22 protein-coding genes are annotated in these 25,747 nt (G+C 71.3%); 5 read left to right on the forward strand and 17 right to left on the reverse strand.

What is annotated here, in order from left to right; genetic code table 11:
• Positions 1–63: 63 nt before the first annotated feature.
• The gene (locus ACZ7M7_RS24755) at positions 64–1,101 is read right to left on the reverse strand and encodes a lytic polysaccharide monooxygenase (RefSeq protein ID WP_472120340.1); all 1,038 of its coding nucleotides are present in this window, start codon (positions 1,099–1,101) and stop codon (positions 64–66) included.
• Between the two features lie 141 nt (positions 1,102–1,242).
• Between ACZ7M7_RS24755 and ACZ7M7_RS24760 the strand changes: the two genes are divergently transcribed.
• The gene (locus ACZ7M7_RS24760) at positions 1,243–1,704 is read left to right on the forward strand and encodes a GNAT family N-acetyltransferase (protein WP_383607579.1); all 462 of its coding nucleotides are present in this window, start codon (positions 1,243–1,245) and stop codon (positions 1,702–1,704) included.
• A 27-nt stretch (positions 1,705–1,731) separates the two neighbouring features.
• Here the strand turns inward: ACZ7M7_RS24760 and ACZ7M7_RS24765 are convergent, their stop codons facing one another.
• The gene (locus ACZ7M7_RS24765; protein ID WP_328882644.1) at positions 1,732–1,869 is read right to left on the reverse strand and encodes a hypothetical protein; all 138 of its coding nucleotides are present in this window, start codon (positions 1,867–1,869) and stop codon (positions 1,732–1,734) included.
• A gap of 150 nt (positions 1,870–2,019) precedes the next feature.
• Here ACZ7M7_RS24765 and ACZ7M7_RS24770 point away from each other — a divergent pair, with 150 nt between their 5' ends.
• On the forward strand, positions 2,020–2,634 hold the full coding sequence (locus ACZ7M7_RS24770) for a class I SAM-dependent methyltransferase (RefSeq protein WP_472120778.1): 615 nt from the start codon (positions 2,020–2,022) through the stop codon (positions 2,632–2,634).
• Here the strand turns inward: ACZ7M7_RS24770 and ACZ7M7_RS24775 are convergent.
• Complete coding sequence (locus tag ACZ7M7_RS24775) at positions 2,631–3,134, reverse strand: ribonuclease FAU-1 family protein (RefSeq protein ID WP_383607581.1); 504 nt, start codon at positions 3,132–3,134, stop codon at positions 2,631–2,633. The genes ACZ7M7_RS24770 and ACZ7M7_RS24775 overlap by 4 nt on opposite strands.
• On the reverse strand, positions 3,115–4,044 hold the full coding sequence (locus ACZ7M7_RS24780) for a GNAT family N-acetyltransferase (RefSeq protein ID WP_472120343.1): 930 nt from the start codon (positions 4,042–4,044) through the stop codon (positions 3,115–3,117). Before ACZ7M7_RS24780 ends, ACZ7M7_RS24775 begins: the two co-directional genes overlap by 20 nt.
• A 71-nt stretch (positions 4,045–4,115) precedes the next feature.
• Between ACZ7M7_RS24780 and ACZ7M7_RS24785 the strand changes: the two genes are divergently transcribed.
• Positions 4,116–4,484, forward strand: a complete 369-nt coding sequence (locus ACZ7M7_RS24785) for a GntR family transcriptional regulator (RefSeq protein WP_383607583.1) — start codon at positions 4,116–4,118, stop codon at positions 4,482–4,484.
• A gap of 156 nt (positions 4,485–4,640) precedes the next feature.
• Here ACZ7M7_RS24785 and ACZ7M7_RS24790 read toward each other — a convergent pair whose 3' ends face one another.
• Together ACZ7M7_RS24790 and ACZ7M7_RS24795 are read right to left on the reverse strand one after the other, a co-directional pair.
• A complete protein-coding gene (locus tag ACZ7M7_RS24790; RefSeq protein ID WP_472120345.1) occupies positions 4,641–5,411 on the reverse strand; it encodes a DUF72 domain-containing protein in 771 nt (256 codons plus the stop codon).
• A gap of 23 nt (positions 5,412–5,434) precedes the next feature.
• Positions 5,435–6,529 (reverse strand): DUF5925 domain-containing protein, encoded by a 1,095-nt coding sequence (locus ACZ7M7_RS24795; protein WP_383607585.1) that lies wholly within the window; start codon positions 6,527–6,529, stop codon positions 5,435–5,437.
• Between the two features lie 187 nt (positions 6,530–6,716).
• Between ACZ7M7_RS24795 and ACZ7M7_RS24800 the strand changes: the two genes are divergently transcribed.
• Positions 6,717–8,129 carry a GH39 family glycosyl hydrolase gene (locus ACZ7M7_RS24800; protein WP_472120347.1) on the forward strand — a complete coding sequence of 471 codons (1,413 nt, stop codon included), beginning with the start codon at positions 6,717–6,719 and terminating at the stop codon, positions 8,127–8,129.
• A gap of 21 nt (positions 8,130–8,150) precedes the next feature.
• Here the strand turns inward: ACZ7M7_RS24800 and ACZ7M7_RS24805 are convergent, their stop codons facing one another.
• The 7 genes from ACZ7M7_RS24805 to ACZ7M7_RS24835 form a co-directional block, all read right to left on the reverse strand.
• On the reverse strand, positions 8,151–11,942 hold the full coding sequence (locus tag ACZ7M7_RS24805; protein WP_472120349.1) for a lipopolysaccharide biosynthesis protein: 3,792 nt from the start codon (positions 11,940–11,942) through the stop codon (positions 8,151–8,153).
• Positions 11,935–12,735 (reverse strand): polysaccharide deacetylase family protein, encoded by an 801-nt coding sequence (locus tag ACZ7M7_RS24810; RefSeq protein ID WP_472120351.1) that lies wholly within the window; start codon positions 12,733–12,735, stop codon positions 11,935–11,937. The genes ACZ7M7_RS24805 and ACZ7M7_RS24810 overlap by 8 nt, the downstream gene beginning before the upstream one ends.
• Positions 12,732–13,754, reverse strand: a complete 1,023-nt coding sequence (locus ACZ7M7_RS24815; RefSeq protein WP_383629120.1) for a glycosyltransferase family 2 protein — start codon at positions 13,752–13,754, stop codon at positions 12,732–12,734. Before ACZ7M7_RS24815 ends, ACZ7M7_RS24810 begins: the two co-directional genes overlap by 4 nt.
• Positions 13,751–14,614: a glycosyltransferase family 2 protein gene (locus tag ACZ7M7_RS24820; protein WP_383607590.1), complete on the reverse strand. Its 864-nt coding sequence runs from the start codon at positions 14,612–14,614 to the stop codon at positions 13,751–13,753. The genes ACZ7M7_RS24815 and ACZ7M7_RS24820 overlap by 4 nt, the downstream gene beginning before the upstream one ends.
• A 391-nt stretch (positions 14,615–15,005) precedes the next feature.
• A complete protein-coding gene (locus ACZ7M7_RS24825) occupies positions 15,006–16,103 on the reverse strand; it encodes a GNAT family N-acetyltransferase (RefSeq protein WP_472120353.1) in 1,098 nt (365 codons plus the stop codon).
• Position 16,104: 1 nt separating this feature from the next.
• Complete coding sequence (locus tag ACZ7M7_RS24830; RefSeq protein ID WP_383607592.1) at positions 16,105–16,530, reverse strand: hypothetical protein; 426 nt, start codon at positions 16,528–16,530, stop codon at positions 16,105–16,107.
• 133 nt (positions 16,531–16,663) lie between these two features.
• Positions 16,664–17,872: a S8 family peptidase gene (locus ACZ7M7_RS24835; protein ID WP_451168678.1), complete on the reverse strand. Its 1,209-nt coding sequence runs from the start codon at positions 17,870–17,872 to the stop codon at positions 16,664–16,666.
• A 314-nt stretch (positions 17,873–18,186) separates the two neighbouring features.
• Between ACZ7M7_RS24835 and ACZ7M7_RS24840 the strand changes: the two genes are divergently transcribed.
• On the forward strand, positions 18,187–18,996 hold the full coding sequence (locus tag ACZ7M7_RS24840) for an SGNH/GDSL hydrolase family protein (RefSeq protein WP_383607594.1): 810 nt from the start codon (positions 18,187–18,189) through the stop codon (positions 18,994–18,996).
• Between the two features lie 2 nt (positions 18,997–18,998).
• On the opposite strand, the gene ACZ7M7_RS24845 is transcribed toward ACZ7M7_RS24840, so the two are convergent.
• The 4 genes from ACZ7M7_RS24845 to ACZ7M7_RS24860 form a co-directional block, all read right to left on the reverse strand.
• Positions 18,999–20,624 (reverse strand): serine/threonine-protein kinase, encoded by a 1,626-nt coding sequence (locus ACZ7M7_RS24845; RefSeq protein ID WP_472120356.1) that lies wholly within the window; start codon positions 20,622–20,624, stop codon positions 18,999–19,001.
• Positions 20,625–20,780: 156 nt separating this feature from the next.
• Positions 20,781–22,526: a HoxN/HupN/NixA family nickel/cobalt transporter gene (locus ACZ7M7_RS24850; protein WP_472120358.1), complete on the reverse strand. Its 1,746-nt coding sequence runs from the start codon at positions 22,524–22,526 to the stop codon at positions 20,781–20,783.
• Positions 22,523–24,046, reverse strand: a complete 1,524-nt coding sequence (locus ACZ7M7_RS24855; protein ID WP_472120360.1) for a tetratricopeptide repeat protein — start codon at positions 24,044–24,046, stop codon at positions 22,523–22,525. Before ACZ7M7_RS24855 ends, ACZ7M7_RS24850 begins: the two co-directional genes overlap by 4 nt.
• A 142-nt stretch (positions 24,047–24,188) precedes the next feature.
• Positions 24,189–25,721: a DUF4331 domain-containing protein gene (locus tag ACZ7M7_RS24860; RefSeq protein ID WP_383607598.1), complete on the reverse strand. Its 1,533-nt coding sequence runs from the start codon at positions 25,719–25,721 to the stop codon at positions 24,189–24,191.
• Between the last annotated feature and the right edge of the window lie 26 nt (positions 25,722–25,747).

A 25,747-nucleotide genomic window follows, 5' to 3' on the forward strand; every position in this document is an offset into this window, starting at 1 on the left:
CGGGGCCTGACCGGCCTGAGCCGCCGGTCAGGCCCCGGAGTTGTGGGGCGCAGGCGCCGCGGGTCAGCGGCCGTGGCGAGCGCCGGCCGCGCGGCGGCGCACCGACGCGAACAGGACCGCGGAGCCGAGCGCGAGGGTCGCCGCACCGCCCATCGCGAGATACGCCGTGCTGCTGTCCCCGCCGGTCTCGGCGAGGTTCTCGGTGGCACCGGCGGCCTTCGGCCGGTTGGCCGGCACGGACTGCTCGTCCGCGGCCGCCGCGGCCGGCTCCGCCGACGTACTGGCGTCCTGGTCACCGTGGCCGTTGTGCTCGACCGTCGACTTGTCGGCACCGTCCTCGATCTGCTCCTCGGAGGGCGCGGAGGCGCTCGGGGCGGGTGCGGCCTCGCCGGTGCTGTCGCTGCCGCCGCCCGAGGTGTCGGTGCTGCCGCCACCGTCGCCACTGCCCGAACCGCCCCCGCTCGCGCCGCCGAAGGCGACGTCCGAGCAGGAGTAGAACGCCTCCGGGCTGTCCGAGCGCTGCCAGACCGCGTAGAGCAACTGCTTGCCGGAGCGCTGCGGCAGGGTGCCGGAGAAGGTGTAGAAGCCGCCCGAGGCCGCCGGGTCGGTGGACGTCGCCACCGGGTTCGCCAGGTCCAGGTCGTCCCAGGCCAACGGCTTCGACGGGTCGTACCCCTGCTTCGTGATGTAGACCTTGAAGGTGCCCTTGTGCGGTGCGGTCACGCGGTACTTGAACGTGTACGACCCGCTGCTCACGCTCGTCGTCGGCCAGTCGGCGCGGGCCAGGTCGAGGCCCTTGAACGCCTCGCTGTTCGCGCTGCACAGCTTGCCGTCCGGGATCAGCTCCTGGTGCCGGCCGTCCGCGTTGCCGATGCGTATGCCGTTCCAGTCGTAGAGGGCCTGCGTACCGCCCGCCGCGACCGCCGCCTTGCACGCGTCGGACTTCGGGCTCTCCGGGCCCTCCGCGTAACACTGCGAGACCCGGCTGACCGGGTCGCCCATCGAGCCGTGCGCCGACGCGGGCGCGGTGGCGAGGGCGGTGAGGGCGAGCGGGGTCAGGCCCAGGGCGGCGACGGTGGCGGCCTTGCGGCGTGCGGGCATGGGGGATCTCCTCGGAACCGGAACTGATGAGTGCCGGATCAAAGAAACCGTGAAAACGCCTGTCGCAGGGGGTTCGCGGCGATCTTTAGGGTCCCCTTAAGGGAGTGCTCAGGCGGAGATCAGGTAGGTACGGTTTCTGGCATGACCGATGAGCAGATCCGGCCCGCCGTCGCCGCCGACGTGCCGGCCGTCAAAGCCGTCACCGATGCCGCCTACCACCACTACATCGAGCGGATCGGCAGGGTCCCGCAGCCCATGGAGAGGGACCACGCGGCGAACGTGGCCGAGGGGAAGGTGTACGTCACGGAGGAACCCGGCACGGGGCGCGTGGTCGGGCTCGTCGTGGTCGAGGCTTACGAGGATCACCTGTACCTCGACAACATCGCCGTCCACCCCGACGCCCAAGGGCAGGGCGTGGGCCGACGGCTGCTGCACTTCGTGGACGCACACGCGCGTGCGCTGGGTCTGCCCGAGGTCAGGCTCTACACGAACGCGCTGATGTGGGAGAACCAGAAGATCTACCCGAAGTACGGCTACGAGGTCATCGAGCGTCGCGTGGACGGGCCGTACGACCGCATCCACTACCGCAAGCGGCTCGACTGACGTGTCTCATGGGGCCGACGGGGCGTTTCAGCCGTCCGGCCACCAGGTGCGTGCGATGTCCTTGCGGACCTCGGGTCGTCCCGAGGGGCGCTCGTCGGCCTCCTCACGGATCCGGCGGGCATCCGTCGTCCTCTTCAGGGGCTTCTGCACGGTCACACGGCGCATGGCTGCCTCCTTCAGGGGCCACCGAGTTCCTCGTTCATATGGAGGTAGACCCTTGCGGGGAGACTTCCTCATCGCCGCTGGTCCTGTCAGTGGCGGCAGTCACGATTCGGACTGTCAGTGGCGGGTGTCACTCTTGGCCGCATGACCGACATGACGAACGGTGAACAGGCCATCACAGGGCAGGTCGTGGACTGGGACGCGGCCGCCGCCTCCTTCGACGACGAGCCGGACCACGGCCTGCGCGACCCCGAGGTGCGCCGCGCCTGGGCTTCCCGGCTGCGCTCCTGGCTTCCCGAGCGCGCGTCCGACGTCCTCGACCTCGGCTGCGGCACCGGCAGCCTGTCGCTCCTCGCCGCCGAACAGGGACACCGGGTCACGGGAGTGGACCGGTCCCCGGCGATGGTGGACCTCGCCCGCGCCAAGCTGGCCGGGCGTGACGCGGTGTTCCTCGCCGGTGACGCGGCGATGCCGCCGGTGGGGGAGGAGCGGTTCGACGTCGTGCTCGTACGGCACCTCCTGTGGGCGCTGCCCGACCCGGGCCGGGTCCTGCGGCACTGGCGCGGGCTGCTGCGCCCAGGAGGACGGTTCGTGCTGGTCGAGGGCGTGTGGGGGACGGTCACCCCCGCCGGCATACCGGCGGACCGGCTCACCGGGCTGCTCGCCCCGCTCGTCGGGCAGGTGCGCGTGGAGCGCCTGTCGGACGACGAGTTGCTGTGGGGGAAGGCCGTGGACGACGAGCGGTACGCCGTGGTGGCGAAGCTCTAAGCCAGCAGGGACTCCAGACCGCCCTCGACGGTGGCGAACGCCTCCAGCTCGTCCAGGGCCGCCACGGCCGCCGCTGCCGCCTCGGGATCCGTCTCCGCCAGACCGCTCTCGGCGAACTCGTCCTCGTCCAGGCGGCGTACGTCCGTGCCGTCCGCGGAGCGCCACAGGTCCAGGTCGAGGTCCTCGACGACCAGCTCGGTGCCGGACAGCGTGGCCGGGCGGGTGACGTCGCAGTACCAGCCCTTGAGGGCGCCCGAAGCGTCCCGGACCTCCTTCACGGCGTACCAGCGGTCGCGCCAGTAGTACTCCGTGAAGACGTCGCCCGGCTCGAAGCGGACGAAGCCGAAGTCGCGGATCCCGTCACCGGACCAGGGGGCCCGCACGGCGATCCGGGTGCCGTCGTCGGCGACCGGCTCGGCCGCGTAACGGATCTTCGTACGGCCGCCCTTGACGAGGACCACGTCCAGCGAGTGTCCCTGCTCAGCCGAGTTCGCGGACATGACGCACCTCCGTCGCGCAGACCTCGTAGCCGAACCACTTGTTGATCGCGAGCATCGGGCCGTTGCCGGCGTCGTTGCCCGTGAACGCCTCCGTGTACCCGGCCGCGCGGGCACGATGCAGCGAGTCGTTCTTGGCCAGCTTGGCCAGGCCGCGGCCGCGGAAGGCGCGGGCGCTGCCGGTCATGGCGGTGCCGTAGCGGGTGGCGCCGTCCGTGCGGGCGGCACTGAAGGCGGCGGGGCGGCCGTCGACGAGGACCACCGAGGTCAGCTCGTGGCTGTTCAGCGGGTGCCGCCAGGTCTCCTCCAGCCAGGCCTCGTAGTCCGTGAACTCGGCGTCGACGTCACCGGGTTCGTCCAGCGTCGTCTCCGCGTCCAGTTCGAACAGCGGGCGGGGATCGTCCGCGAAGTCGGCGGCCGTGCGCAGTTCGACGCCGGGCGGGAGAGGCTGCAGCGGCGGCAGTGTGCCGTTCGCCAGGTCGAGGCGCAGGAAGTGCGCGGAGCGGCTCGCACGATAGCCGTGCCGTTCGGCGAAGACACGGTTGCCCGGCTCGTCGAGCACCCAGGCGAACAGCGTGGTCGCGCCCACGGCGGCCAGGTGTTCCTCCGCGGCGCGGAGCAGGAGCGCGCCGGCGCCGCGGCGGGTGCGCTCCGGGTGCACGTACACGTTGACGAAGCCCTGCCCGGGCTCCGGGCTGTCGTGGGCGATGCCGACCTGGGCCGTACCGATGATCTCGCCGCTCTCCTCGGCGAGGAGAGGCCGGGCATGCGCGTCGGGGTGGGCACGGGTGGCGCCATGGACGACGGCCTCCGGCGTGACCACGAGATACGGGAGAGCGCGGTGCCAGACACCGACGAATCCCTCGACATCGGCTCGGACTTCAGGACGCAGATCGCGGACGGAGACGGTCATGTGGCCGCACGCTACGCGGGCGATGTGCCGGGGTGCCTCTCATTTTCCGGCGGGTACGGGACAATCGGCTTGTGACATTGAAGATCCACATCGACGACAGTGCCGCGCCGTACGAGCAGGTGCGGGCGCAGATCTCGGAGCAGGCGCGCGCGGGGGTGCTGCCGGTGGGGTACCGGCTGCCGACCGTGCGGGGGCTGGCGGAGTCGCTGGGCCTGGCGGCCAACACCGTCGCCAAGGCGTACCGCGCGCTGGAGAGCGACGGGGTGATCGAGACGCGCGGGCGCAACGGCACGTTCGTGGCCGCGGCGGGCTCCGCGGCGGAACGGGAGCTTGCGTCGGCTGCCCAGACGTACGTCGAGCGTGCTCGTCGGCTGGGGCTGGCGGAGGCGGATGCGCTGGCCGCGGTGCGGGATGCCCTGCGGGCGGCCTACGGAGGCTGAGCGCTCCGTCGGACGTGCCGAGCCGGTTGGGGGTGGTCTGCTGCGGCGCCGTCGTGGCCGGTCGCGCCCACGCGGCGGAGCCGCAGATCGAACACCGCCCCGCGCCCCTTCCGGGGCGCCTCCGAACCGGAGTGAACTACGCCTGACCCGCTTATTTCAGCGGCGTGCCGCGAACTCCGGCGTACGCGTCACCGTCAGGCCCGCTCGCGTCGCCGCCCGCCCGAAGACCACCGCGTCCGCCACCGCCGCCCCGCCGGGGTCGTTGTTGAAGTACGCGTACATGTCCTCGGCGTCGGACCAGGTGGTCGCGATCCGGTCGACCCAGGTCTCCAGGGAGCGCCGGCCGTAGCGGGGCCAGGGGTGGGCGCGGCCCTCGTGGAAGCGGACGTAGCCCCAGTCGGTGGTGCGCCACAGGGGCGTCACCGGGCGGGCCCGGACATCGGCCCAGCACAGGGCGGCACCGCGGGACTCCAGCACCTTGCGGGTGCCGGCCACCCACCAGGACGCGTGGCGGGGCTCGACCGCGATCCGGGTCCCGGACGGGAAGCAGGCCAGGCAGGCGTCGAGGAGGCCGGGGTCGGCGCGCAGGGTCGGCGGGAGTTGGAGGAGGACCGGTCCCAGGCGGTCACCCAGGCCCGCCGCATGGGACATCAGACGGTGGACCGGTTCCTCGGGATCCTTGAGACGCTTGATGTGGGTGAGGTAGCGACTCGCCTTCACCGCGACCACGAAGTCCCCCGGCACCCGGTCACGCCAGACCTCGAAGTTCTCCCGTGTGGGGAGCCGGTAGAAGGCGTTGTTGATCTCCACCGTGGCGAAGTGCCGCGTGTACTCCTCCAGCCACAGCCGCACGGGCACATCGGCGGGGTAGAGGTCACCCCGCCAGTCCCGGTACTGCCACCCCGACGTCCCGAGGAACAGGGTCATACGACCATGAAAGCACCGCAGGGCTAGAGGTACAGCCCCGCGTCCGCCCCGTCCCGCGGGTCCGGCAGCGACGTCGGGGACGTGCCCCGCTTCAGCGCGTACAGCTCCGCCAGTGTGGCGCCCTCGCGGCCGATGCCGTCCTCCGTGCCCAGCCAGGTGGTCGCCTCCGGGCGGGTCAGCGGACCCACCTCGATGCGGGCCAGACAGCGGCCGGGGCGGACGACGGCGGGGTGGAGGCGCTCCAGGTCCTCGTTGGTGGTGACGCCGACCAGGACGTTGCGGCCCTGGCCGAGCAGGCCGTCCGTCAGGTTCAGCAGCCGCGACAGCGCCTGGCCCGCCGTGTGCTTCGCCTCGCCGCGGATCAGCTCGTCGCAGTCCTCCAGGAGCAGCAGCCGCCAGCGGCCCTTGCCCGTCGAGTCCTCCTCGCCGATCGCGATGTCCATCAGATAGCCGACGTCACTGAAGAGCCGCTCCGGGTCCAGGACACAGTCCACCTGGCACCAGTCGCGCCAGGAGCGGGCCAGCGTCCGCAGCGCCGACGTCTTGCCCGTGCCCGGCGGGCCGTGCAGCAGGAGCAGCCGGCCCGCGATGTCCTCCGGCGTCGTCTTCATCAGGCGGTCCATCGCGTCCGCCACCGGCGCGGTGTAGTTGCCCCGCACCTCGTCCCACGTGCCCGCGGAGATCTGCCGGGTGGTGCGGTGCGGGCCGCGCCTGGGGGAGACGTACCAAAAGCCCATGGTGACGTTCTCCGGCTGCGGTTCGGGCTCGTCCGCCGCGCCGTCCGTCGCCTCGCCCAGGACGCGCTCCGCCAGTTCCTCGCTGGTCGCCGTCACCGTGACGTCGGCGCCCCGGTTCCAGCGGGAGATCAGCACGGTCCAGCCGTCGCCCTCCGCCAGCGTCGCGCTGCGGTCGTCGTCGCGGGCGGTGCGCAGCACGCGGGCGCCCGGCGGCAGGAGCGTCACCCCGGACCGTACGCGGTCGATGTTCGCCGCGTGCGAGTACGGCTGCTCGCCCGTCGCGAAGCGGCCGAGGAACAGCGCGTCGACGACGTCGGACGGCGAGTCGCTGTCGTCGACGTTGAGCCGGATCGGCAGAGCGTCGTGTGGGTTCGCAGACATGCGGCCATGATCCGTCAAGCGGGGGGCCCGTGCACCCGGTTTGCGTGCCACACCCCGCCAACGGACGATGCCTGCCACCCGTGCCGACGCATGCCGGCGCCCCGGTGCATCCCCTCCGCCCTGTTACAGGACCGTGCACTGCCGAAACCTGCCCGCGCGGCACCCGGCGCCGTTACCGTTGTCCTTGATGGGACGTCATGGGTGGAATTCGGGGGCAGGGCGGTGGCGGCTCACCGCGCTGCTCGGGGTGGGCGCGGCGGCTCTGGCACTGGTGGTGACCCTCCTCAGCACGCTGCCGGGCAACGGTGTGAACACCGACGGCACCTCACGCGACGGCGACAAGGTGCACGGCAACCCGACCGCCACGCCGGACGCCGGGAATCCGGAGGTCGGCTGGGGGTTCACGCACACCCAGTACAGCGCCGACGAGGGCGACTCCGCCGCCGTCAAGCGCGTCGAGGGACGGCTCGCGGACGCCGGGGGACTGCCGCAGATCCAGCACATCATGGGCTGGGGCTCCGACAACCCCGAGCCGGTCGAGGGGCGTTACGACTTCGAGGCGATGGACCGCCGTATCGACTTCATCCGCGCCTCCGGCAGCACCCCCGTCGTCACCCTGTGCTGCGCCCCCGACTGGATGAAGGGCGGCAAGGCCGGCGTCGACAACACGAACTGGAGCCAGGCCGCCCTGGAGACGCCGCCCGAGCCCGAGCACTTCGAGGACTTCGCCGCGCTCGCCGTGACCGTCGCCAAGCGCTATCCGGACGTACGGCACTTCATCGTGTGGAACGAGTTCAAGGGCTTCTGGAACGATGCCGAGGCCCGCTGGGACTACGAGGGCTACACCCGGCTCTACAACCTGGTGTACAAGGCGCTGAAGAAGGTCAACCCCGACATCATGGTCGGCGGGCCGTACCTCGTGATGGACAGCGTCGACCCGCGCGCGCAGGAGGCCTCGACGGAGCTGAAGGGCTCCTGGGGCGCCATGGACCAGCGCACGATCGACGCCTTCCAGTACTGGAACCGGCACAGGACCGGCGCCGACTTCGTCGTCGTGGACGGCTCCAGCTACACCCGGGACGACGAGCTGCTGCCCGACGAGTTCACCGCCACCGACAAGTTCACGGCCGTCAGCCAGTGGGTGCGGCGGCAGACCGGCGACCTGCCGCTGTGGTGGGCCGAGTACTACGTCGAGCCCGCCGACGGCAACGACGACCGCAAGGACTGGTCCGAGGCCCGCAGGGTCGCCGTACAGGCCACCGGGATGATCGCGCTGGCCAAGGGCGGCGCCTCCTCCGCCTTCTACTGGAATCCGGAGGAGGAGCGGGGCACCGAATGCGCCGGCTGCCTGTGGACGCCGACCGACACCGCGGGCGGCGGCGAGAAGCTGCCCATGTACGACCTGGTCGCCCGCTTCGCCAAGGAGTTCCGGCCGGGCACCGAGTACAAGAAGGTGTCCGTGGACAAGCCCGACGTGCGGGTCCTGGCCACGGACAAGGCGGTCCTCGTCGTGAACACCCTCGACCGGCAGACCGGCGCGAAGATCGACGGCGAGAAGGTCGAGCTGCAGGCGTACGAGGTCAAGTGGCTCAAGCGCTGAGCCACTTGACCGTCACCGTCCTCACTTGATCGTCAGGAAGCGCTGCACCAGCGAGGCCAGCAGCACCGCCAGCAGCGGCAGCGAGAACCAGAAGCTGCTCTGCAGCCAGCGCAGTTGCCGCACGCTGGGCGCCATCGCCACCCGGACGAGCTCGCGGGCCATCAGCAGCACGATCAGCGCGAGCGCCGCGAGCCCCCCGACCACCGACCACGGCGTCCAGGTCACCTGCGGCCCGATCGGACCGGGATCGGCCTTCGGGACCTCGCCGGCCGGCTGTTTGCGCAGCGCGTACATCGTCACGTCGGCGTTGGCGAAGACCTTCTTCAGCTCCTGCCGCTTGTCCAGGTTCTGGATCAGCCGCGGCTCCCAGGTCGCCGAATAGCCCACGTCCATCCGCAGATAGGTGACCTGACCCCGGTTGATCATCAGATACGAGTTCGGACCCGCGTCCTTGAGCGCCTTGACCAGCCCCGACACCAGCACCGGGTCGGTCGGCGCCAGCGTCGGCAGGTACTCCACCTTCTCCATGTCCTGCGAGCCCCACGGCATCGACGGTGTCACGACGTTGACCGGGTCGTTGCTCAGCCACAGCAGCCGCACCGTCGGATCGTCATGGGCGTACACGTACTCCATGGCGGCGACCTCGCCGGGCAGGACCCGCTCGAACGGCTCGTTGCCCCAGCGGGCCACCAGGAAGCCGCCCATGAGCACCAGGCCCGCCATGAGCGCGGCCAGCGGCGCCAGGCTCACCCGGTCCTTGTCGCGCTCCTTCGCGGTGATACCGGTGCGCGGGAACAGGGCGAGTCCGGCCAGCAGGGCCGCGCCGGGCAGGGCGAACATGAAGACGCGCAGCGCCATCTCACCGCCGTACGACTGCATGCCGAAGCCCAGGAACGGCACGAAGGTCAGGACGAGCAGCGAGCGCTCCCGGTAGTTGTGGAAGCGCCGCCGCCACCAGCCCCAGCAGGCGAAGGCCATCACACCGCCGGCCAGCAGCACGCGCGTGTAGAGGACGAGCTTGTGCGTCGAACTGCCGCCCTCGATGCGGCCCGACACCGACGACGACACATTGGAGCCGACCCCGCCGACCCCGCCGAAGAGCTCGTCGAAGTGGCCGGACCAGTACGGCTCGGCCATGAAGCCGATCCAGACCGTCACCATGACGCCGAACAGGATCGGCAGGCCGCGCAGTTCGGACTTGCCGATCAGGACGAGTGCCGTCAGCACGCCCAGCATCACGAACGGCGTGAGCTGGTGGGCCGGGACGCTCGCCGCGAAGAGGCCTATCAGGACCATCAGCAGCACGGCCCGCTGGCGCCGGTCCGTCGGCTCGACCTCGACCTCGCCGGGCCGTCGCTTCGTCCAGATCACGCGTGGCGCGCGGAACCAGACCAGCAGGATCGCCGCGAAGACCAGATACAGCAGATATGTGAAGCCCTGCGGCGAGAAGTAGTCCTGGCCCACCCAACCGCTGAGCACGAAGATCCAGATACCGGTCCACTTGGCACGCCAGCTCGCCCGCATCGAGCGCACGAGCAGGAACATCGGTACCAGGTACAGCAGTTGCACGGCCAGCGGCCACCAGCGGATGACCTCGCTGAGATCGCTGACCCCGCAGGCCTTCGCGGCGAACGCGGCCACCGCGAAGAAGCCCGGCCAGCTCCAGCGCGCGTCCAGGTCGGGCACCGCCGACCCGGTGCGGTCGATGTAGTCGAGGAAGCCGAGGTGCTGCCAGGCCGTCGCGAACCGCGGCTCGGTCTCGATCAGGGCGGGCAGGGCGTGCAGCGACACGACCGTCGCGAGCAGCGTGATCAGCAGCAGCGCCCGATGCTCGCGGCCCAGCCACAGCAGCGAGGCGAACACCACCGTCAGCAGCGCGGCCCCGACCAGGGTGGGGAGCGGCAGCACGGAGATCAGCCCGAGCCCGCCCATCTCGTCCAGGTCGGTCTCGCCGAGCCGCAGCGCGGGCACCCAGTACAGCAGCAGCGCGGCGATCAGCAGACAGCCGAGGACGACCCCGAGGCGGGTGGGCAGCAGCCGCTCACGCCAGGTGAGCGCGGGCGCCGCGGGCTGTCGTACGGCCTCTTCGTGCATGGGCGGCTCTTCCCGTACGGCAGCCTCCTCGCGCTCCTGCGGTGCGGCCTCGTCGAACGGGGCGTCCACCTCGGCGGGCCCCAGCGACGCCTCCGAGCCGGGCTCCCGCTCCTCGACGGGCAGTCCCACGTCCGGTGTGCGTGCCCAGGCCGGGCGGTGGTCCGGGCGTACCGGCGGGGTGCCCGTGGGCGGGGTACCGGGACCGGGGCGGACATCGGGCCGGCGTTCCAGGTGGTCGAGGTCGACGTGGATGCCGAGGGCGAGCGTGTCGGTGTCGAGCGCCCAGGCGGGCCCCCGCTTGCGCGCCCCCTCGGCCACCTCGCGCGCCCCCAGGTCGGCGAGATCACCGTCGGGGGCCGCGCCCGCGGGAACCTCGGCCGAGGTCGCCCGCACCGTCTTGAACAGCTTGGGTGCGGCGATCGCGACGATCACCGCGAGGGCCACGATCTCGGCGACGCCGGCGCCGGTCAGGCCCATGCGGGGGAGCAGCAGCAGCGTCAGACCGAGCACCAGGGCGCACAGCAGGCCCTGCAGCCAGGCCAGTCCGGCGGTGCGGCTCTGCGCGCGCAGGACCGCGAAGTACGTCTCCATCACGACCCGCAGCAGCGCGCCGGCCGCGAACCAGCGCAGCAGCGGCGTGGCCGCGTCCGCGTAGCCCTGGCCGAAGACGCCCAGGATCCAGGGCGCCCCGAAGAACAGGATCGCGGCGACCGGCACCATGATCCGCGCCATGCGCTTCAGCGCGGCCCGGGTGTTGGCGGCCAGCCGCCCCGGGTCGTGCGAGCCCTCGACCGTGAGGGAGGCGCCCATGTTGATGGCGAGCAGATTGACCGTGCCGCCGATGGTGGCCGTGATGTAGAAGTACGCGTTGTCCTCGGCGGAGACCTGCGCGGCCACGATCACGGGGATCAGATAGACCACGGCGAGGGAGAACAGGGAGCCGGTGTAGTCGCCGGCCAGGAACTTCCCGATCTCCCCCAGGGACGGGGGACTGGTGCGTTCCTCGGTGGCCTTCACATGGCGTGGCACCAGGCGCCGGAACACCAGCCAGCCCAGCGGCAGTACGGACACCGCGATCGCCGCGACCCACGACACGAAGACACCGGCGGTCGGGATCGCCACCGCGAAGGCCACCAGCAGACCCAGCTTCACCGCGGAGAACACGGTGTTGCCGACCGGCACCCACACCGCGCTGCGCAGCCCGGTCAGCACGCCGTCCTGCAGCGTGAGCAGGTTCCAGGCGATGACGGCCACGACGAAGAACAGCCCGTTGACCGGCCCGCTCAGGAACCGGTACGACGGCCCCCACAGGTCCAGCGTCAGCAGGAAGACCCCCGCGGCCAGGGCCACGACCACACAACTGCCCGCGTACGTCCGGAAGATCAGCCGGCCGCTTCTGCGCCCCGCGACCGGAATGAAGCGGGCCAGCGCGCCCGTCAGGGTCACCGCGGTCAGACCCGCGAGGAACTTCATCGCGGCGATCGCGGCGGACCCCTGGCCGACCGCGGACTCGGAGTAGTAGCGGGCGGCGGCCAGCCAGTAGCCGAGCCCCAGCACCGCGGAGACACCGGTGTTGATCATCAGGGCGTAGGCGTTGCGGAACAGCTGACTGCCCCCGGAGGACCCGCCCATGCCGGGCAGGCGAAGGCGGCGCCCCGACTGCTCGGGCGCCGGCGCGTCGGTCGATGCGGGCTCGGTCGTGGTCGTCGTGTCAGACACGGGAACGGATGGCCTTCCGGCGGACCTGTCGGGCTCTGCGGACGACGGCGTACCCCTGGGTGAGGGCACGGTCCCTGGCGAAGGTACGGGCGATCGCACGGCCCTCGACCATCCGCCCGAACTCCTCGATTCCGGTGGTGCGGCGCACGGTCAGACGGGTGAGCGCGTACGGCCCCTGCCGGCGCCGCGCGAGACCGTTGTTGACGGCGAGCGCCTGGGCGTACCCCGTCTCGTGCACCGCCTCGCGCACCCGGCGGCTGGAGTACCCGTACGGATAGGCGAACGAGGCCGGGACGGTGCCCAGCCGATCCGAGATGATCTCCTTGCACAGGATCAGCTCGGAGCGCAGCCTGTCGTCCGGGAGCTGGTCGAGCTGGGGGTGCGTGTGGCTGTGGCCGCCGATCTCGACGTCCGCCTCGGCGAGTTCGCGGACCTGGTCCCAGTCGAGCATGGTGTCCAGGCCGCCGCCCATGTCGTGCGGGCCCTTGAGCCAGCCCGTCGAGACGAACACCGTGGCCGCGAAGCCGTGCTTGGCGAGCACGGGCAGGGCGTGCCGGTGCACGCCCTCGTAGCCGTCGTCGAAGGTGATCAGCACCGGCCGCTCGGGCAAGGGCTTGCCCGAGCGCCAGCGGGCGGCGAGATCGGCGGTCCTGACGGGCGTGAGGCCCAGATCGCCGATCAGCGCCATCTGCTCCGCGAACGCCTCCGGCGCCACCGACAGATCGCGGGTGGCGTCGTTCGGCGAGGTGGAGACGGCGTGGTACATCAGGATCGGCACACGCGTGTCGGTCATCTGCTGCCCCCCTCGACGCCGGCTGCCCCCTTGCTGCCGGCTCCCGCTTCGGTCCCCGCCACCGAGTACGTAACGCCGCCCCGGCGGACCCGGACACTCCCCACCACGTACCCACCGGCGGCCGTGAGCACCCCGGCGACGATCGCACCGGCCCGCCCCGCACCGCCCGGCCGGGCGAGCAGGGCGTCCCGCAGCCCGCGCGCGACCCCGGCCGGCAGGACCCGGGTGGCGTACCGGCGCTCCGACTCAAGTCCCTTGTCGGCGCCGACACTTCGGGCCACCAGCGCCTTCGACAGACCCTCGGCGTAGGTACGGGTACGGAAGTACCGGAAGTGCTCGCGCGCCGAGGGCACCCGGTGGTGGATCACCGCGCGGTCGTCGATCAGCAGGACCGCCTCGGGCCGGGCCCGGGTGAGCCGGATGCACAGCTCCGTCTCCTCGCAGCCCAGCGGCAGCCGGTCGCCGTCGCGTCCGATGCCGCTGGCGAAGCCGCCCGCGAAGTCGAACGCCGTACGCCGGAAGGAGGCGTTGCCGCCGAGGACGTTGCGCACCTTCACGCGCCCGCGCGGCAGGCCCCGGTAGGTGCAGCCGACCACCCAGTCGAACTCCTCCGGGAACCAGGCCGGCCGACTCCCCGACGCCCAGATCGGCTCGGTGCGCCCGCCGACGGCCATGACGTGCGGGTCGGCGTACCCGGCCGCGAAGTGCTTCAGCCAGTCCCGCTCGGCCACCGCGTCGTCGTCGAGGAACGCGATGACCTCGCCGTACGAGGCGGCGATGCCGGTGTTGCGGCCCGCGGACAGGCCGCGGGGGCCCGCGTTGGCGAACACCCGCACATCGGTCGCTTCCTTGTACTCCTTGGTCAGCCGGTCCAGGAGCGCCTCGTTGTGGTCGACGACCAGCAGCGTCTCCAGAGCCGGATACGACTGCGCCCGCACCGAGGCGACCGCCGCGAGGATGTCCTCCCAGCGGTCCTCGGTGTACGCGCAGATCACGACGGAGATGTCGGGACCGCTCAAGACGCCTCTCCCCGGACCGAGTGAACCGGGTGAGCCGGCTGAACCGACGGCACCGAGCCGAGCGTCGGGGAGTGCGCCGCGGCGGTGCGGCGGCGCAGCGCACGCCGGTTGGAGCGCTCCTTGAGGATCACCTTGAGCACCCGCAGCCCGTCCCGCACGGCCCGCAGATTGCTCGTGCCGTGGATGCGGAGGTACTCGTGGCTCGGTATCTCCTGCACCTTCAGGCCCGCCTTGACGACCCGGATGTTCATCAGGGTCTCCACCTCGAAGCCGGTGCAGTCGAGGTCGATCTTGTCGAGGCAGTGCCGCCAGAACGCGTTGTATCCGTAGCAGAGGTCGGTGTAGCGGGCCCCGAACTTGCGGTTGACGACCGTGCACAGCGCCCAGTTGCCGAGCTTGCGGATCGGCGTCATGTCGTCCGTGCCGCCGCCGTTGGCGAAGCGGGACCCCTTGGCGAAGTCCGCGCCCGAGACCAGGGCGGAGACGTAACTGACGATCTCCTGGCCGTCGGCCGAGCCGTCCGCGTCGACCATCACGATGATGTCGCCGGTGGCCGCCTCGAACCCGGTGATCAGGGCATCCCCCTTGCCCTTGCCGCGCTGCCGCACGACCTTGACGTCAGGCCACAGCTCGCGGGCCACTTCGACGGTGTTGTCGGTGGAGTTGCCGTCGACCAGGACCACTTCGTGTATCCAGTCCGGCAGTGTCTTGAAGACGTACGGAAGGTTCTCCGCCTCGTTCATGGCCGGGATCACCACGCTGACCGGTGGAGCGATGGCCAGGTGTGTGGAGATCGGCCGGTACTTGCCGGCTGTGGACGGACCTTGGTCCGCGACCGCCGGGCGCAGAAAAGAGCTCATGAGTCTGGTCCCTCTCGTCCGGTGGACCGCCCGCCCCTGGGCGGCCCGGCATTGTGTCCGGTTCGAAAGGGGGGTTCTCTCACCTACGGCACGACCAGATCGATCTCCGTGCACGCATGGTGAGCTGGCATTTCTGGCCGACCACCGATAATCGGCAGCCGGTCGCACGGCACGACTCGGTCACCAGTGCGGACACCTTCACCGAGCACCCCCCTACCGCGCCTCGCGCCGGGACCTGTCGCGGTCTTGAGCCCTCCCCTAGCCGCTTGATGACAGTCCGATGCGAGTGAGATGTACGACGGTATTGATGATTGAGACTGTATGGCAAGAGCTGGAACGAGCTCTCACGTTTTCGTACTTTTGACCGTAACCGGCCGGGTTGCCTTGACCGTCACCGGCGTCCCGAGCGGATCCTCCCCATGCTCTTCAGCAGCCGGTCGGCCGGTTCGAACAGCTCCGGCCGGGTCTGCACGGTGTTGCGCAGCGCCCGGACCGGGGCACGGCGTGCCCGGTGTCCGAACGCGACCGGGTGACGCCGGGTCACCCACCCCTCCGACACCATCAGCTCGCGTGTCTTCAGGGAGTCCTTGTACTCCTTCTGGCCCCGGCCGAGGTCGAGGTGGGCGATGCCGTCGGCAGCGGCCGCCTCGGCCATGCGCAGATGCAGGACCAGCCCCGGGGAGTACTTCGAGAACGCCGGGTCGTACGCCGGGAACCAGCAGGCCAGCACCCGCTCGGTGCGCAGCCCGAAGTGCGCCGCGATCGGCTTACCGCCCGCGTACAGAACCGACAGGATCCCCGCGAACGGCTCGGAACGGGTGTGGAACAGCTGCTCCACCAGCCCCGTGATCCACTCGTGCGCGAACCGGTCGCTGCGCCCGGTCCTGCGGTACTGCGCGGACTTCCAGGCCATCAGCGTGCGCAGGGCCGCCGGATCGCGCTCGTCGTGCACATAGCGCACGCCGTCGTGATCCCGGCCGAGCTTGCGCTCCTTGGCAAGCGTCGACTTCGTGAACTTCGGTGACCGCTCGCGCAGTTGGCTCAGATACGCCTCGTACCCCTGGTCGATGTCCATGACCGGGGACGGGAAGGTGCCGGACGCCGTCTCCTCGAACGCCGCCTGGCCCTCCACCAGGTGGTCGAACTCCCATACGGCGAGCCCGCAGGCCTTCAGCAGCTCTCGCGCGTCCCAGGTGAACCCGGGCCGGTGCACCACCCCCTGCGCGTCCGAGACGCCGAGCCCGATGGCCCGGCCTACTCCGGCCGCCGTCCGCTGGAACGGGAAGAACGCCGCCGGGTCGCCGCCCTCCCGTACGACCGCGATCCGCACCCCGCGCCGGCAGCGGCCGACCGCGAGGGCGAACTCGGGCGACAGGAAGGGGTTGGCCAGCTCCGGCGAACCCTGAAGATGGGCCTTGGACTGCATCGATGTCCACGCCGCCCGGTCGGCGGAGCTGAGCTCGCCGGGGCGGTACACGCTGATGTCCACGTCAGTCAGTCCGCCTTCGCGTCGTACGGCCGCGCAGCCGCCGCACCAGAACCAGCAGGAGAATGAGGGCGCTGATCGCGGTCACGGCCACGATCCCGCCGCGGACCGACCACCGGTGCACGGCCAGCATGCCCTGGGCCACCAGCATGTTGACGACGACCGCGCCCGCAACCGCGGCCACGGTCCTGCCGAAGGGTTCCAGTCCGCGCAGCGCCGCGGCGATCGCCACGGCCGGTGCCGCGAGCAGGAAGAACAGCGTGAACGGGCCGCGCAGCGGTGACTGCGAGCCGACGAGCGCGAGAACCGCGCCGAATCCCCCCACAGCCGTCGCGGCGCCCGCGAGCAGCGGTGTCAGGTCCCTCCCCGGTCCTGACCGCTCCCGCTCGGCGTCCTGAGACGCACCTGTCTTGCTACGTAAGGTCTGCATTGGCGACTTTGCCCCCCGAAGCGCCGGATGCCGGGCTTCAATGTCGCTCAGCTCCGTGGGGGCCGTCAAGACGTTCCCCGGAGACGGCGGGCGTCTCCGGGGAACGGGTGGTTCTGGTCGTACGGGTGTGCTGTTACGGGACGAGCTTCAGCAGCCGGTTGGGCGAGCCGGTGCCGGGGCCGGTGACCACGTTGGTGGTGGCGCCGCCCGTGAGGGCCGAGGCGACCGTGGCCGGGGTGGCCGAGGTGTGGTTCGCCAGGTAGACCGCCGCCGCGCCCGCGACGTGCGGGGTCGCCATCGACGTACCGGAGATGGTGTTCGTCGCGGTGTCGCTGGTGTACCAGCCGGCCGTGATGGAGGAGCCGGGGGCGAAGATGTCCAGCACCGAGCCGTAGTTGGAGTAGCTCGCCCGGGCGTCCGAGCTGGTGGTGGCGCCGACGGTGATCGCCTCGGTCACGCGGGCCGGGGAGTACGAGGAGGCGTTGGCGCTGCTGTTGCCGGCCGCGACGGCGTAGGTCACGCCGCTGGCGATGGAGTTGCGCACGGCCGTGTCCAGCGTGGTGGAGGCTCCGCCGCCGAGCGACAGGTTGGCGACCGAGGGACCGGAGTGGTTGTTGGTCACCCAGTCGATGCCCGCGATGACGCCCGCGGTGGTGCCGGAGCCCGCGTTGTCGAGCACGCGCACCGCCACGATCTTCGCCTTCTTGGCGACGCCGTAGGTCGAGCCCGCGATGGTGGTGGCCACATGGGTGCCGTGGCCGTTGCCGTCGGAGGCGGTGGTGTCGCCGTCGACGGCGTCGTAGCCGTAACTGGCACGGCCGCTGATCTGCTGGTGGGTGATGCGCACGCCGGTGTCGATGACGTACGCCGTCACGCCGCTGCCCGCGCTGTCCGGGTAGGTGTAGGTGCCCGAGAGCGGAAGCGCGGACTGGTCGATGCGGTCCAGGCCCCAGGGGGCGCTGGTCTGCGTGGTGTCGGCCAGCTGGACGCGTTGGTTCTGCTCGACGGACGCCACGGCCGGGTCTGCGGCGAGTTGTCTGGCCTCGCTCGCGGAGAGGGCGGCGGTGTAGCCGTTCAGCGCCTTGGTGAACGTCTTGCTCACCGAGCCGCCGTACTCCTTCACCAGGTTCTTGCCGGCGGCCGAGGACGCCTTGAGGCCGGCGCTCTTCTTCAGCGTGACGATGTAGCTGTCCTTGATCGCCGTGGGGGAGCCGGCGGCCCAGACCTTGCCCTCGGCCGGGGCGGCCTGGGCGGGGAGGGAGGTGAGTCCGCCGACGAGGGCGGCGGTTGCCAGGCCGGTTATCGCGGCGAACCGGAGCTTGTTGCTACGCAGTTGTGCCATTACGAGGGAGTCCTCCTCAAGGCGGTGCGCAGGTGGTGCGCGCACATGTGGGGGGTGCGTGCGCGGTCGCACGCACGGCCCTGGAACGGTGCGTTCCCGTTCGGGGCCGAGGTAAAGGATCTGCGGTCCCCGAGGCGACGTACAAGGGAGTTGACGGTCTGTCAACAATCCTGTCATGCACACGAAATGCAACGCATGGCGAACCCACAGGGTGGAGGTCGTGATGACCGGGAAAGTCTTGGCATGGACACTTCCCGTCAACACGCGTAGTTGGTACGACGGTTAAGGCAGAGATCCTGCTATAGGGAGGTTCCATGAGACGTTCCCGACTTTCCGTATACGTCGCCTCACTCCTCCTCGCCGTCGGCACAGCCCTTACCGGGGCCGCGACAGCGCAGGCCGCCGACAGTGCCGCCGCAGGCGGCTTTGTGGCCCTCGGCGACTCCTACTCCTCGGGCCTCGGCGCGGGCAGCTACATCGGCTCCAGCGGCGACTGCAAGCGCAGCACGAAGGCGTACCCGTACCTCTGGGCCGCCGCGAACTCACCCTCGTCATTCGACTTCACGGCATGCTCGGGCGCTCAAACGGGTGATGTCACGGCCAGTCAGCTCGGCCCCCTCAGCTCCGCCACCGCACTCGTGTCCATCTCCATCGGCGGCAACGACGCCGGCTTCGCGGACATCATGACGACCTGTGTGCTCCAGGGCGACAGCGCCTGTGTGTCACGCATCAACACCGCGAAGGCGTTCGTCGACTCGACGCTGCCCGGCAGGCTCGACAACGTGTACACGGCCATCCGGACCAAGGCCCCGTCCGCCCATGTGGTCGTGCTCGGCTACCCCCGCTTCTACAAGCTGGGCGCGTCGGGGTGCATCGGCCTGTCCGAGACCAAGCGCAGGGCGCTCAACGGCGCCGCCGACTACATCAACGCCGCCACCGAGAAGCGCGCCCTGGACCACGGGTTCGCCTTCGGCGACGTGCGGCCCACCTTCACCGGGCACGAGCTGTGCTCCGGCAGCTCGTGGATGCACTCCGTGAACTGGCTCAACATCCCGGAGTCGTACCACCCGACGGCCGCGGGCCAGTCGGGTGGTTATCTGCCGGTTCTGAACGCCGCGGCCTGAACCTAGGCGCCGGGCGATCCGGTAGGCGTGGGCGAGACCCCGTCCGTCGGGGTCTCCGTCTCACAGGTCACCGAGAACGGCACCGAGTTGGACTTCGTCTCCACCGGGTCGCGCACCTCGACACTGATCTCGTTCTCGAACGTCCCGCTGTCGTCGTACGTCGTCACGAAGGCCCTGTCCTGCTTGGTCCGCCCCCCGCCCTCCGGGAAGGACAGGGTCTTCCAGCCCTGGTCCATGACCTCGCCGTCCTGCGACACCCAGCGATAGCTGACCTGCGCCGGCAGCCGCCCCACCGTGAACGTCGCCGTGAAGGCGGGCGCCTGGCCGTCCGGCGGCGGACAGGACCCGGAGTACTCGGTGTTGGCGCCTGCCAGCGTCACCTTCACGGACTGCGGCGCGGGGGTCGTACGACTGCTGCTCGGACTGGGCGTAGGAGTCCGGCCCCCGTCGGTCGCGCCCTCGTCGTCCGTCTCGGTCGGCGAAGTCCCCCCGCCCGTCTGGGTGGTGGTCTCCTGGTCGCCCGCGTCGCCGCCGTTGCCGTCCCCGCGGTTGAGGAGGGCGTACGTCAGCCCTGCCACGGCCAGTGCGACGGCGGCGATGCCCGCGATCAGCACGACGGCGGCGCGACGGTTGCGCTCGGGCCGGACGGGAGCGGTGTCCTGGCCGGACCCGGCAGCTGCCGTGGGCCGAGTGGGTCCGGGCGGCGGCACAGGGGCCGTGGGGGCCGTCTGCGGCGGAGTCGGGTGGGCCGCGACGGTCGGCGTGTACGGAGTTGCCTGTACGGCGCCCGCGCGCGGTGTCCCTCCCGCACCGACGATCCGCAGGTCCTGTTCGGCCCGGTCGGCCGGCAGCCGCTCGGCCGGGTCCTTGCGCAGCAGACCCTCGATGACGGGGGCGAGCGGTCCGGCCCGGCGGGGCGGAGGCAGCTCCTCGTCGACGATCGCGCGCAGCGTGCTGAGCGGCGTGGTCTGGCGGAACGGGGAGTTGCCCTCCACGGCCGCGTACAGGAGCACGCCGAGGGACCACAGGTCCGACTCCGGGCCGGGCGTGCGGCCCAGCGCCCGCTCCGGGGCGAGGAACTCGGGGGAGCCGACGACCTCGCCGGTCATCGTCAGCGCGGAACTGCCCTCGACCATGGCGATACCGAAGTCGGTCAGGACGACCCGGCCGTCGTTCGACAGCAGCACGTTCGCCGGCTTCACGTCCCGGTGCAGCACCCCGGCCTCGTGCGCGGCCCGCAGCGCGGACAGCACCTCGGCGCCGATGTGCGCGGCGCGCTGGGGGCTCAGCGGGCCCTCGGCGTCCAGCAGCTCGGCCAGCGAGATGCCGCGGACCAGCTCCATCACGATCCAGGGCCGGCCGTCCTGCGTGGCCACGTCGTACACCGTGACGACATTGCGGTTGGCGACCCGCGCCGCCGCCCACGCCTCGCGCTCCAGCCGGGCGTACATCCGCTCGACCTCCGGGCCCGGCAGCCCGTGCGGCGCGCGCACCTCCTTGACCGCGACCTCGCGGTGCAGCAACTCGTCGCGCGCCCGCCACACGGTGCCCATGCCGCCCTCGCCGAGCGGGGACAGAAGGCGGTAGCGGCCCGCGATCAGACGTTCACTGCCCGGTTCTTCGGACATGAGGCCCCCATTCCCAGCCGACTCGTATACTTCCCAGGTCGCGGCGGGACACGCCGGAGGGGTGACATCGTGTCAGCGGTCGAGTGCCCGTGAACCTCAGCCCCCAAGGCTGGAATCCCGCACCTACAGGGTGCGGGAGGATGTCAAAAAAGTAGCTCAGCCGAGCAAAGATGACGCCCCCCTGAGCACCAATGCGGCCCCAAGGGCCACGACGATCAACGCGGTCCCCAGGGGGGCCGCTCGGTGCACGAGGGCTATCACCGGGCTCGCCGCCCAGCGCGGGCGTTTGTCCAGCACCTGCGTCGCCCCGCTACCCAGCCTCACGACGGCGAACCCGGCCGCGGTGAGGGTGAGTGCGAGCCCGACGCCGTACGCGACGACGAGCAGCAGCCCGAACCACGCCTTCCCGAGCGCCGCCGCGCCGACGAGCACGACGACCGCGGAGGGGCTGGGCACGAGCCCGCCGGCGAATCCGAGCAGGATCGTGCCGCGGAGGGTGGGGGCGGTGGAGTGGGTGTGGGTGAAACCGCCGTGGGTGTGGGTGAGGAGGCCGCGGGTGCGGGGGTGACCGTGCGCGTGTCCGTGGTCGTGGTCGTGTCCGTGCTGGTGGGTGGGGTCGGCGGGGGCGTGCGCATGGGTGTGGCCGTGCGCGGGGGTGGGCGTCGGTGTCGCGGTGTGGGCGTGGGCGGAGACCAGGACCGGTTGGCGCTCGTGGGTGTGGTCGGCCTCGTGGGTGTGCTCGTGTCCGTCGGTGTGGTCGTGCGGGTGGGTGTGGTCGCCGTGCTCGTGCCCGTGGGGATGGTCATGGTCATGGTCGTGCGCGTGTTCGTGCCCGTGTGTGTGGAGGCGGCCGTGGCCGCGGAAGTGCCAGGCCCGGCGTACGAGTGTCGCGCCCGCCGCGATCACCAGGGCGCCGCTCGCGATGCCCAGCCAGGTGATGACCGAGGGGGCCGCCGCCGAGCCGGCGGTGACCAGGAGGCCGAGGGCGACCACGCCCAGGGTGTGCGTGACCGTCACCGAGGCGGCCAGCGGCAGGACGTCCTTCATGCGGGCCCGGCCGCCGCGGGCCGCCGCCACCGCAGCCATCAGGGTCTTGCCGTGGCCCGGCGCGAGCGCGTGCATCGCGCCGAGGAAGATCGCGAGGAGCAGGGCGAGGGCGGCGAAGCCGACGGTCAGCTCGTGGCGGGAGACCAGGCCGTCCAGGGCACGCGTCCAGCGGTCGGCACCGCGCGGCAGGACGGAGGACGCGGGGGCGTTCTGTTCCGCCTCGGCGAGAGCCGGTCCGCCGGGGCGCACCCGCAGGGACGCGGTCCTGGTGTCCGCCGGAGAGGAGAGCAACTCCTCCGGATACTGCGTCAGTTCGCGGGAGTTCGACTCCTTCGGCACGTCCGAGGCGGTGAGCGTCATACGGTCGCCGCGTGCCGTGATCTCCCGCCAGCCGGGGCCGGACTCCGCGCCCGCGCCGCGGAAGCCGAGGTCGAGCGGGGCGTCGCCGGCGTTCTCGGGCAGCGGCGCCGTCAGCCGGCACTCGACGCGCAGGGTGTCGAGCCCCGCCTGACCGGGCCGCACGCGCGCGTGGCTGCTGTTCAGCGCCAGTTCGACCGTACGGCCGTCCACGGTGACCTCGCTGCCCCGCACGGCGTCCTCGCACCGCTGCCGGGCCCATGCCGTCATGCCCGCCTTCTCGATGTCCGGCTCGGCCTGGGTCGCCGGGATCTCGGCGAGGTCCTCGACGTGATGGACGCGCAGTTCGCCGGGGGTGGCGACGAGGCCGTCGTAGCGGTTGACGGTGAAGTTGCCGAGGGGGTGCGCGCTCGCGGGAGGGGAGGAGAACAGCGCGAGCGCGCAGGCCGCCGTGAGGACGGCGGCGCAGGAGGCGAGCGGACGACGACGGAGGGTCACTTGGCCGCCTCGGGGTTCTTGAGGGCCGTACGGGCTTCCTCGGCGCCCAGCGGCGAGAAGCCGGGGTTCAGATTCAGCGCGGCCCGGAGGTGCTTGCGGGCGTTCTCGGCGTTGCCCGTGGCGTGCTCGATGATCCCGCGGTGGTAGAGGAACGCGGCGCTGCGGTAGCCGGTGGCCGTGGCCCTGCGGGCGTAGGGCAGGGCTTCCTCGTCCTTGCCGTTGACGTGCAGTGCCCAGGCGAGGGCGTCCGCGGTGTGCACGGTGTGGCGGCGGTTCCACTCGGCGCGGGCGGCGCGCAGGGCGGACGCCTTGTCACCGTGGTCGGCCGCCGCGAGGGCGGTGTCGAGGTCGGCGTTGACGCCGTTGGCGCGCGCGAGGGCCGTCCAGGCGTCGACGAGGGCGTACTGGTCGTCGGCCTCGGTCCGGTCGCCGGCCGCCTCGTACAGCTCGCCGAGTTCGACGAGCGGGCCCGGGAGCGGGTATCGGGACACGACCTCCTTCAGCCCCTTGATCGCGCCGGCCCTGTCACCGCTCGCGGCCTGTGCGCGGGCGCGTCCTTCGAGCGCGGGGACGTAGTTCTCGTCGGCGGCGAGGGCACGGGCGTAGTGGGTGAGGGCGGAGTCGTGGTCGCCCTGGTTCCAGGCGAGTTGGCCGAGCTGCGTGGCGACGAAGGCGATGTCGCCGGGGGCCACCGCGGAGGAGAGCGCCTGCTGCAGCACGCGCTCGGCCGTGGTCACGTCGCCGCGCAGTTCGCGCACGTACGCGTACCGCGTGAAGACCGGGACGCCGGGGCGGCGGTCGTCGGCGGTGTCCGCGGCCTCGGCGGCGTCCGGGTAGCGGCCGAGTTCGACGAGGGCGTCGATGCGGGTGCACAGGGCGCGTTCGCTGTAGGGGTTGATCTTCAGGGCCTGGTCGGCGTACTTCAGGGCGTCCTCGAAGTCGTGGCGCGCGGCGGCGAGGGCGGCCCGGCCGGCCAGGGCCTGGTCGTTGTCGGGGTCCAGCTCCAGTGAGCGCTTGAAGGCCTGCTCGGCCTGGGGGTAGCGGGAGGGGTCGCCCTTCGTGCGGGCCTGCTCGACGTAGGCGAGGCCCAGGGTCGCCCAGCTGCCGAAGTCCTTCGGCTGGTCGCGCAGGTGGGCCTGGAGGGAGGAGATGCCGGCGTCGAGGTCGCCGGTGGCGAGGAGGCCCGGCGACACCGCTGCCGCCGCCGGGGCGAGGCTCTGGCTTGCGTCGTCGTGTGCGGCGCCGAGGGCGATGGAGCCGGCGGTGAGTGCCACGGCCAGCAGGGTGGCGCAGCCGGCGAGGTGGAGCGTGCGGCTGCGGCGTGCGGCTGCGGCGGCGCGACGCAGTGCGGCTATGCGGGTCTCGCCCCCGCCAGGGGACTCCGTCCCCTGGCCCCCCGTCGGCCTGAACGGCCCCGTCCTCAAACGCCGGACGGGCTGGAAGGCCTGCCGTGCCCGCCGCACGGCGGCCACGCGCTGCTCCTCGTTCTCCGGCGCGCTGTCGTTCGTACGCGGGGCCATGCCCTCTCCTCAATTGGCTTTTCAACGACGTCCGTTGTCACGTGCGGCGGCGCGGCCCGCGCCGTGGGGGATGAATACTGCGCGGGCCGCGCCAGTTGAGGGCCGGTCGGCGAACTGCCGTTCCCGGCTTTCCGGGGAGGGCCTAGTACGCCCGGTCCCGCATACGCCGCCACCACATCAGCGCCGCGCCGATCAGCAGGATGCCCAACGCTCCGGCGCCCGCTGATCCGGCGATCAGCTTCATGTCGGTGCCGCCGGAGGCCCCGGCCGGCTGCAGCGCGTCGCCGAGCTGGCTGCGAACGTCCGTCTCACCGTCCGTGCCCTTGGCGAGCGGGCCGCGGGAACCCTCGGTCGGGAGGGCGACGTACGGGAAGGCCTTCTCGAAGTCCTTGTCGTTCTTGTCTACGGCGTCGCCCAGGTCGTTCTTGGCGCCGAGCAGTTCACCCTCGACGACCTGGAGCGAGGCGTCGATCACGTCGTCGGTGAGGCGACGGCCGTTCGGGAAGCCGGCGTTGTCGCCGTCGAGGACACCGAGCCGCTTGGGTTCGGCGGTCGGCTTGATCGAGGTGTTCAGGCGCAGCATCTCCGAAGGCGTGACGTGCGGGGGCTGGTTGAGGCCCTTCACGCCCTTGAGGAAGACGTCGACGAGGTCGTTGCGCGGCTCGTCGGGCGCCGGGATCTTGTAGATCGCCTCGATGAGCTTCGGCAGCTCCGGGTTGGTGACGTTCTTCAGGAACTGGGCGTCCTCCCAGGGCGCGGACGCATTGAACTTGTCCTTGTCCTTGATGGGGTTGACGACCTCGTTGACCAGCGGGCTGCCCAGGCGCGAGACCTGCTCGAAGTGGCCCTGCGCGTTCTTGCGCTGGGTCGTCGACCAGATGCCGACGATCGGCTGGTCCCCCGACTCGGCGATCATGTGGCTCGGGACCTGCAGGGCGATGGAGTTGACGTTGTAGCCCTTGAGCGTGTCGTTGCCGACCTCGGAGAGGTTCCCGCCGTACAGCAGGTCGAAGACGCGCAGGTCCAGGAAGAACGGGTCGTCGGCCTGCCCGGCGAACGAAGTGGCGTCGCCCGCGAGCTTGTGCACGGCCTGTTCGCGCAGCTTGGCGTAGTCCGGCATCGACGCCTTGCCGACGTTCGACGGCGCCACCGGTACGTCGTTGGCGACCTTCGTCTTCGCCACCAGGTGCTGGTCCTTGAGCTTCAGCAGCTCGACGTCGTACGTCTGTGTGATGTTGAGGTCGGGGTCGTCCAGACTCTCGACCGGACCCGTGTTGTACAGGAACGTCTTCTTGTTCTTGACGTGCGTCTTGAAGGTGAAGCGGTACAGCAGCTCGCCCTGCGCGTCACCGTTGTTGTCGATGTGGATGTCGTACTGGGCGTCCTCGGCGAACGTGAAGAAGTTCGGTCCGCCGGCGGGCTCCTCGAACGGTATCCAGTTCGCGACGATCGTCGTCGTGTCCGGCTTGTCCGGGCTGACGAACGCGTACACGTCCGTGTTGTCGTACTGCGGAGTCCCCGAGATCAGCGGGGCCTCGCGGTGGCTGGAGGCGGAGGCCGCCCCCGGTTCCAGCGCGGTCACGCCGGCGGCTGCGAGCCCCCCGGCGGCCAGCGCACCGCACACGAGGGTCGCAAGGCCCTTGCGTCCCGCACCGCTCCTGGAATTAGGTGTCATGCCGTCCGTCCTCAGTGCCAACTTGC

It is taken from the genome of Streptomyces sp. NPDC111606, from assembly GCF_055656945.1.

Coding starts and splice junctions, on each gene's coding strand:
- ACZ7M7_RS24800 (WP_472120347.1), top strand. CDS start 6,717: ATGGGACGTCATGGGTGGAATTCGGGGGCAGGGCGGTGGCGGCTCACC.
- ACZ7M7_RS24820 (WP_383607590.1), bottom strand. CDS start 14,614: ATGAGCTCTTTTCTGCGCCCGGCGGTCGCGGACCAAGGTCCGTCCACA.
- ACZ7M7_RS24835 (WP_451168678.1), bottom strand. CDS start 17,872: ATGGCACAACTGCGTAGCAACAAGCTCCGGTTCGCCGCGATAACCGGC.
- ACZ7M7_RS24760 (WP_383607579.1), top strand. CDS start 1,243: ATGACCGATGAGCAGATCCGGCCCGCCGTCGCCGCCGACGTGCCGGCC.
- ACZ7M7_RS24840 (WP_383607594.1), top strand. CDS start 18,187: ATGAGACGTTCCCGACTTTCCGTATACGTCGCCTCACTCCTCCTCGCC.
- ACZ7M7_RS24795 (WP_383607585.1), bottom strand. CDS start 6,529: ATGTCTGCGAACCCACACGACGCTCTGCCGATCCGGCTCAACGTCGAC.
- ACZ7M7_RS24770 (WP_472120778.1), top strand. CDS start 2,020: ATGACGAACGGTGAACAGGCCATCACAGGGCAGGTCGTGGACTGGGAC.
- ACZ7M7_RS24830 (WP_383607592.1), bottom strand. CDS start 16,530: ATGCAGACCTTACGTAGCAAGACAGGTGCGTCTCAGGACGCCGAGCGG.
- ACZ7M7_RS24855 (WP_472120360.1), bottom strand. CDS start 24,046: ATGGCCCCGCGTACGAACGACAGCGCGCCGGAGAACGAGGAGCAGCGC.
- ACZ7M7_RS24755 (WP_472120340.1), bottom strand. CDS start 1,101: ATGCCCGCACGCCGCAAGGCCGCCACCGTCGCCGCCCTGGGCCTGACC.
- ACZ7M7_RS24845 (WP_472120356.1), bottom strand. CDS start 20,624: ATGTCCGAAGAACCGGGCAGTGAACGTCTGATCGCGGGCCGCTACCGC.
- ACZ7M7_RS24765 (WP_328882644.1), bottom strand. CDS start 1,869: ATGCGCCGTGTGACCGTGCAGAAGCCCCTGAAGAGGACGACGGATGCC.
- ACZ7M7_RS24790 (WP_472120345.1), bottom strand. CDS start 5,411: ATGACCCTGTTCCTCGGGACGTCGGGGTGGCAGTACCGGGACTGGCGG.
- ACZ7M7_RS24810 (WP_472120351.1), bottom strand. CDS start 12,735: ATGACCGACACGCGTGTGCCGATCCTGATGTACCACGCCGTCTCCACC.
- ACZ7M7_RS24775 (WP_383607581.1), bottom strand. CDS start 3,134: ATGTCCGCGAACTCGGCTGAGCAGGGACACTCGCTGGACGTGGTCCTC.
- ACZ7M7_RS24860 (WP_383607598.1), bottom strand. CDS start 25,721: ATGACACCTAATTCCAGGAGCGGTGCGGGACGCAAGGGCCTTGCGACC.
- ACZ7M7_RS24780 (WP_472120343.1), bottom strand. CDS start 4,044: ATGACCGTCTCCGTCCGCGATCTGCGTCCTGAAGTCCGAGCCGATGTC.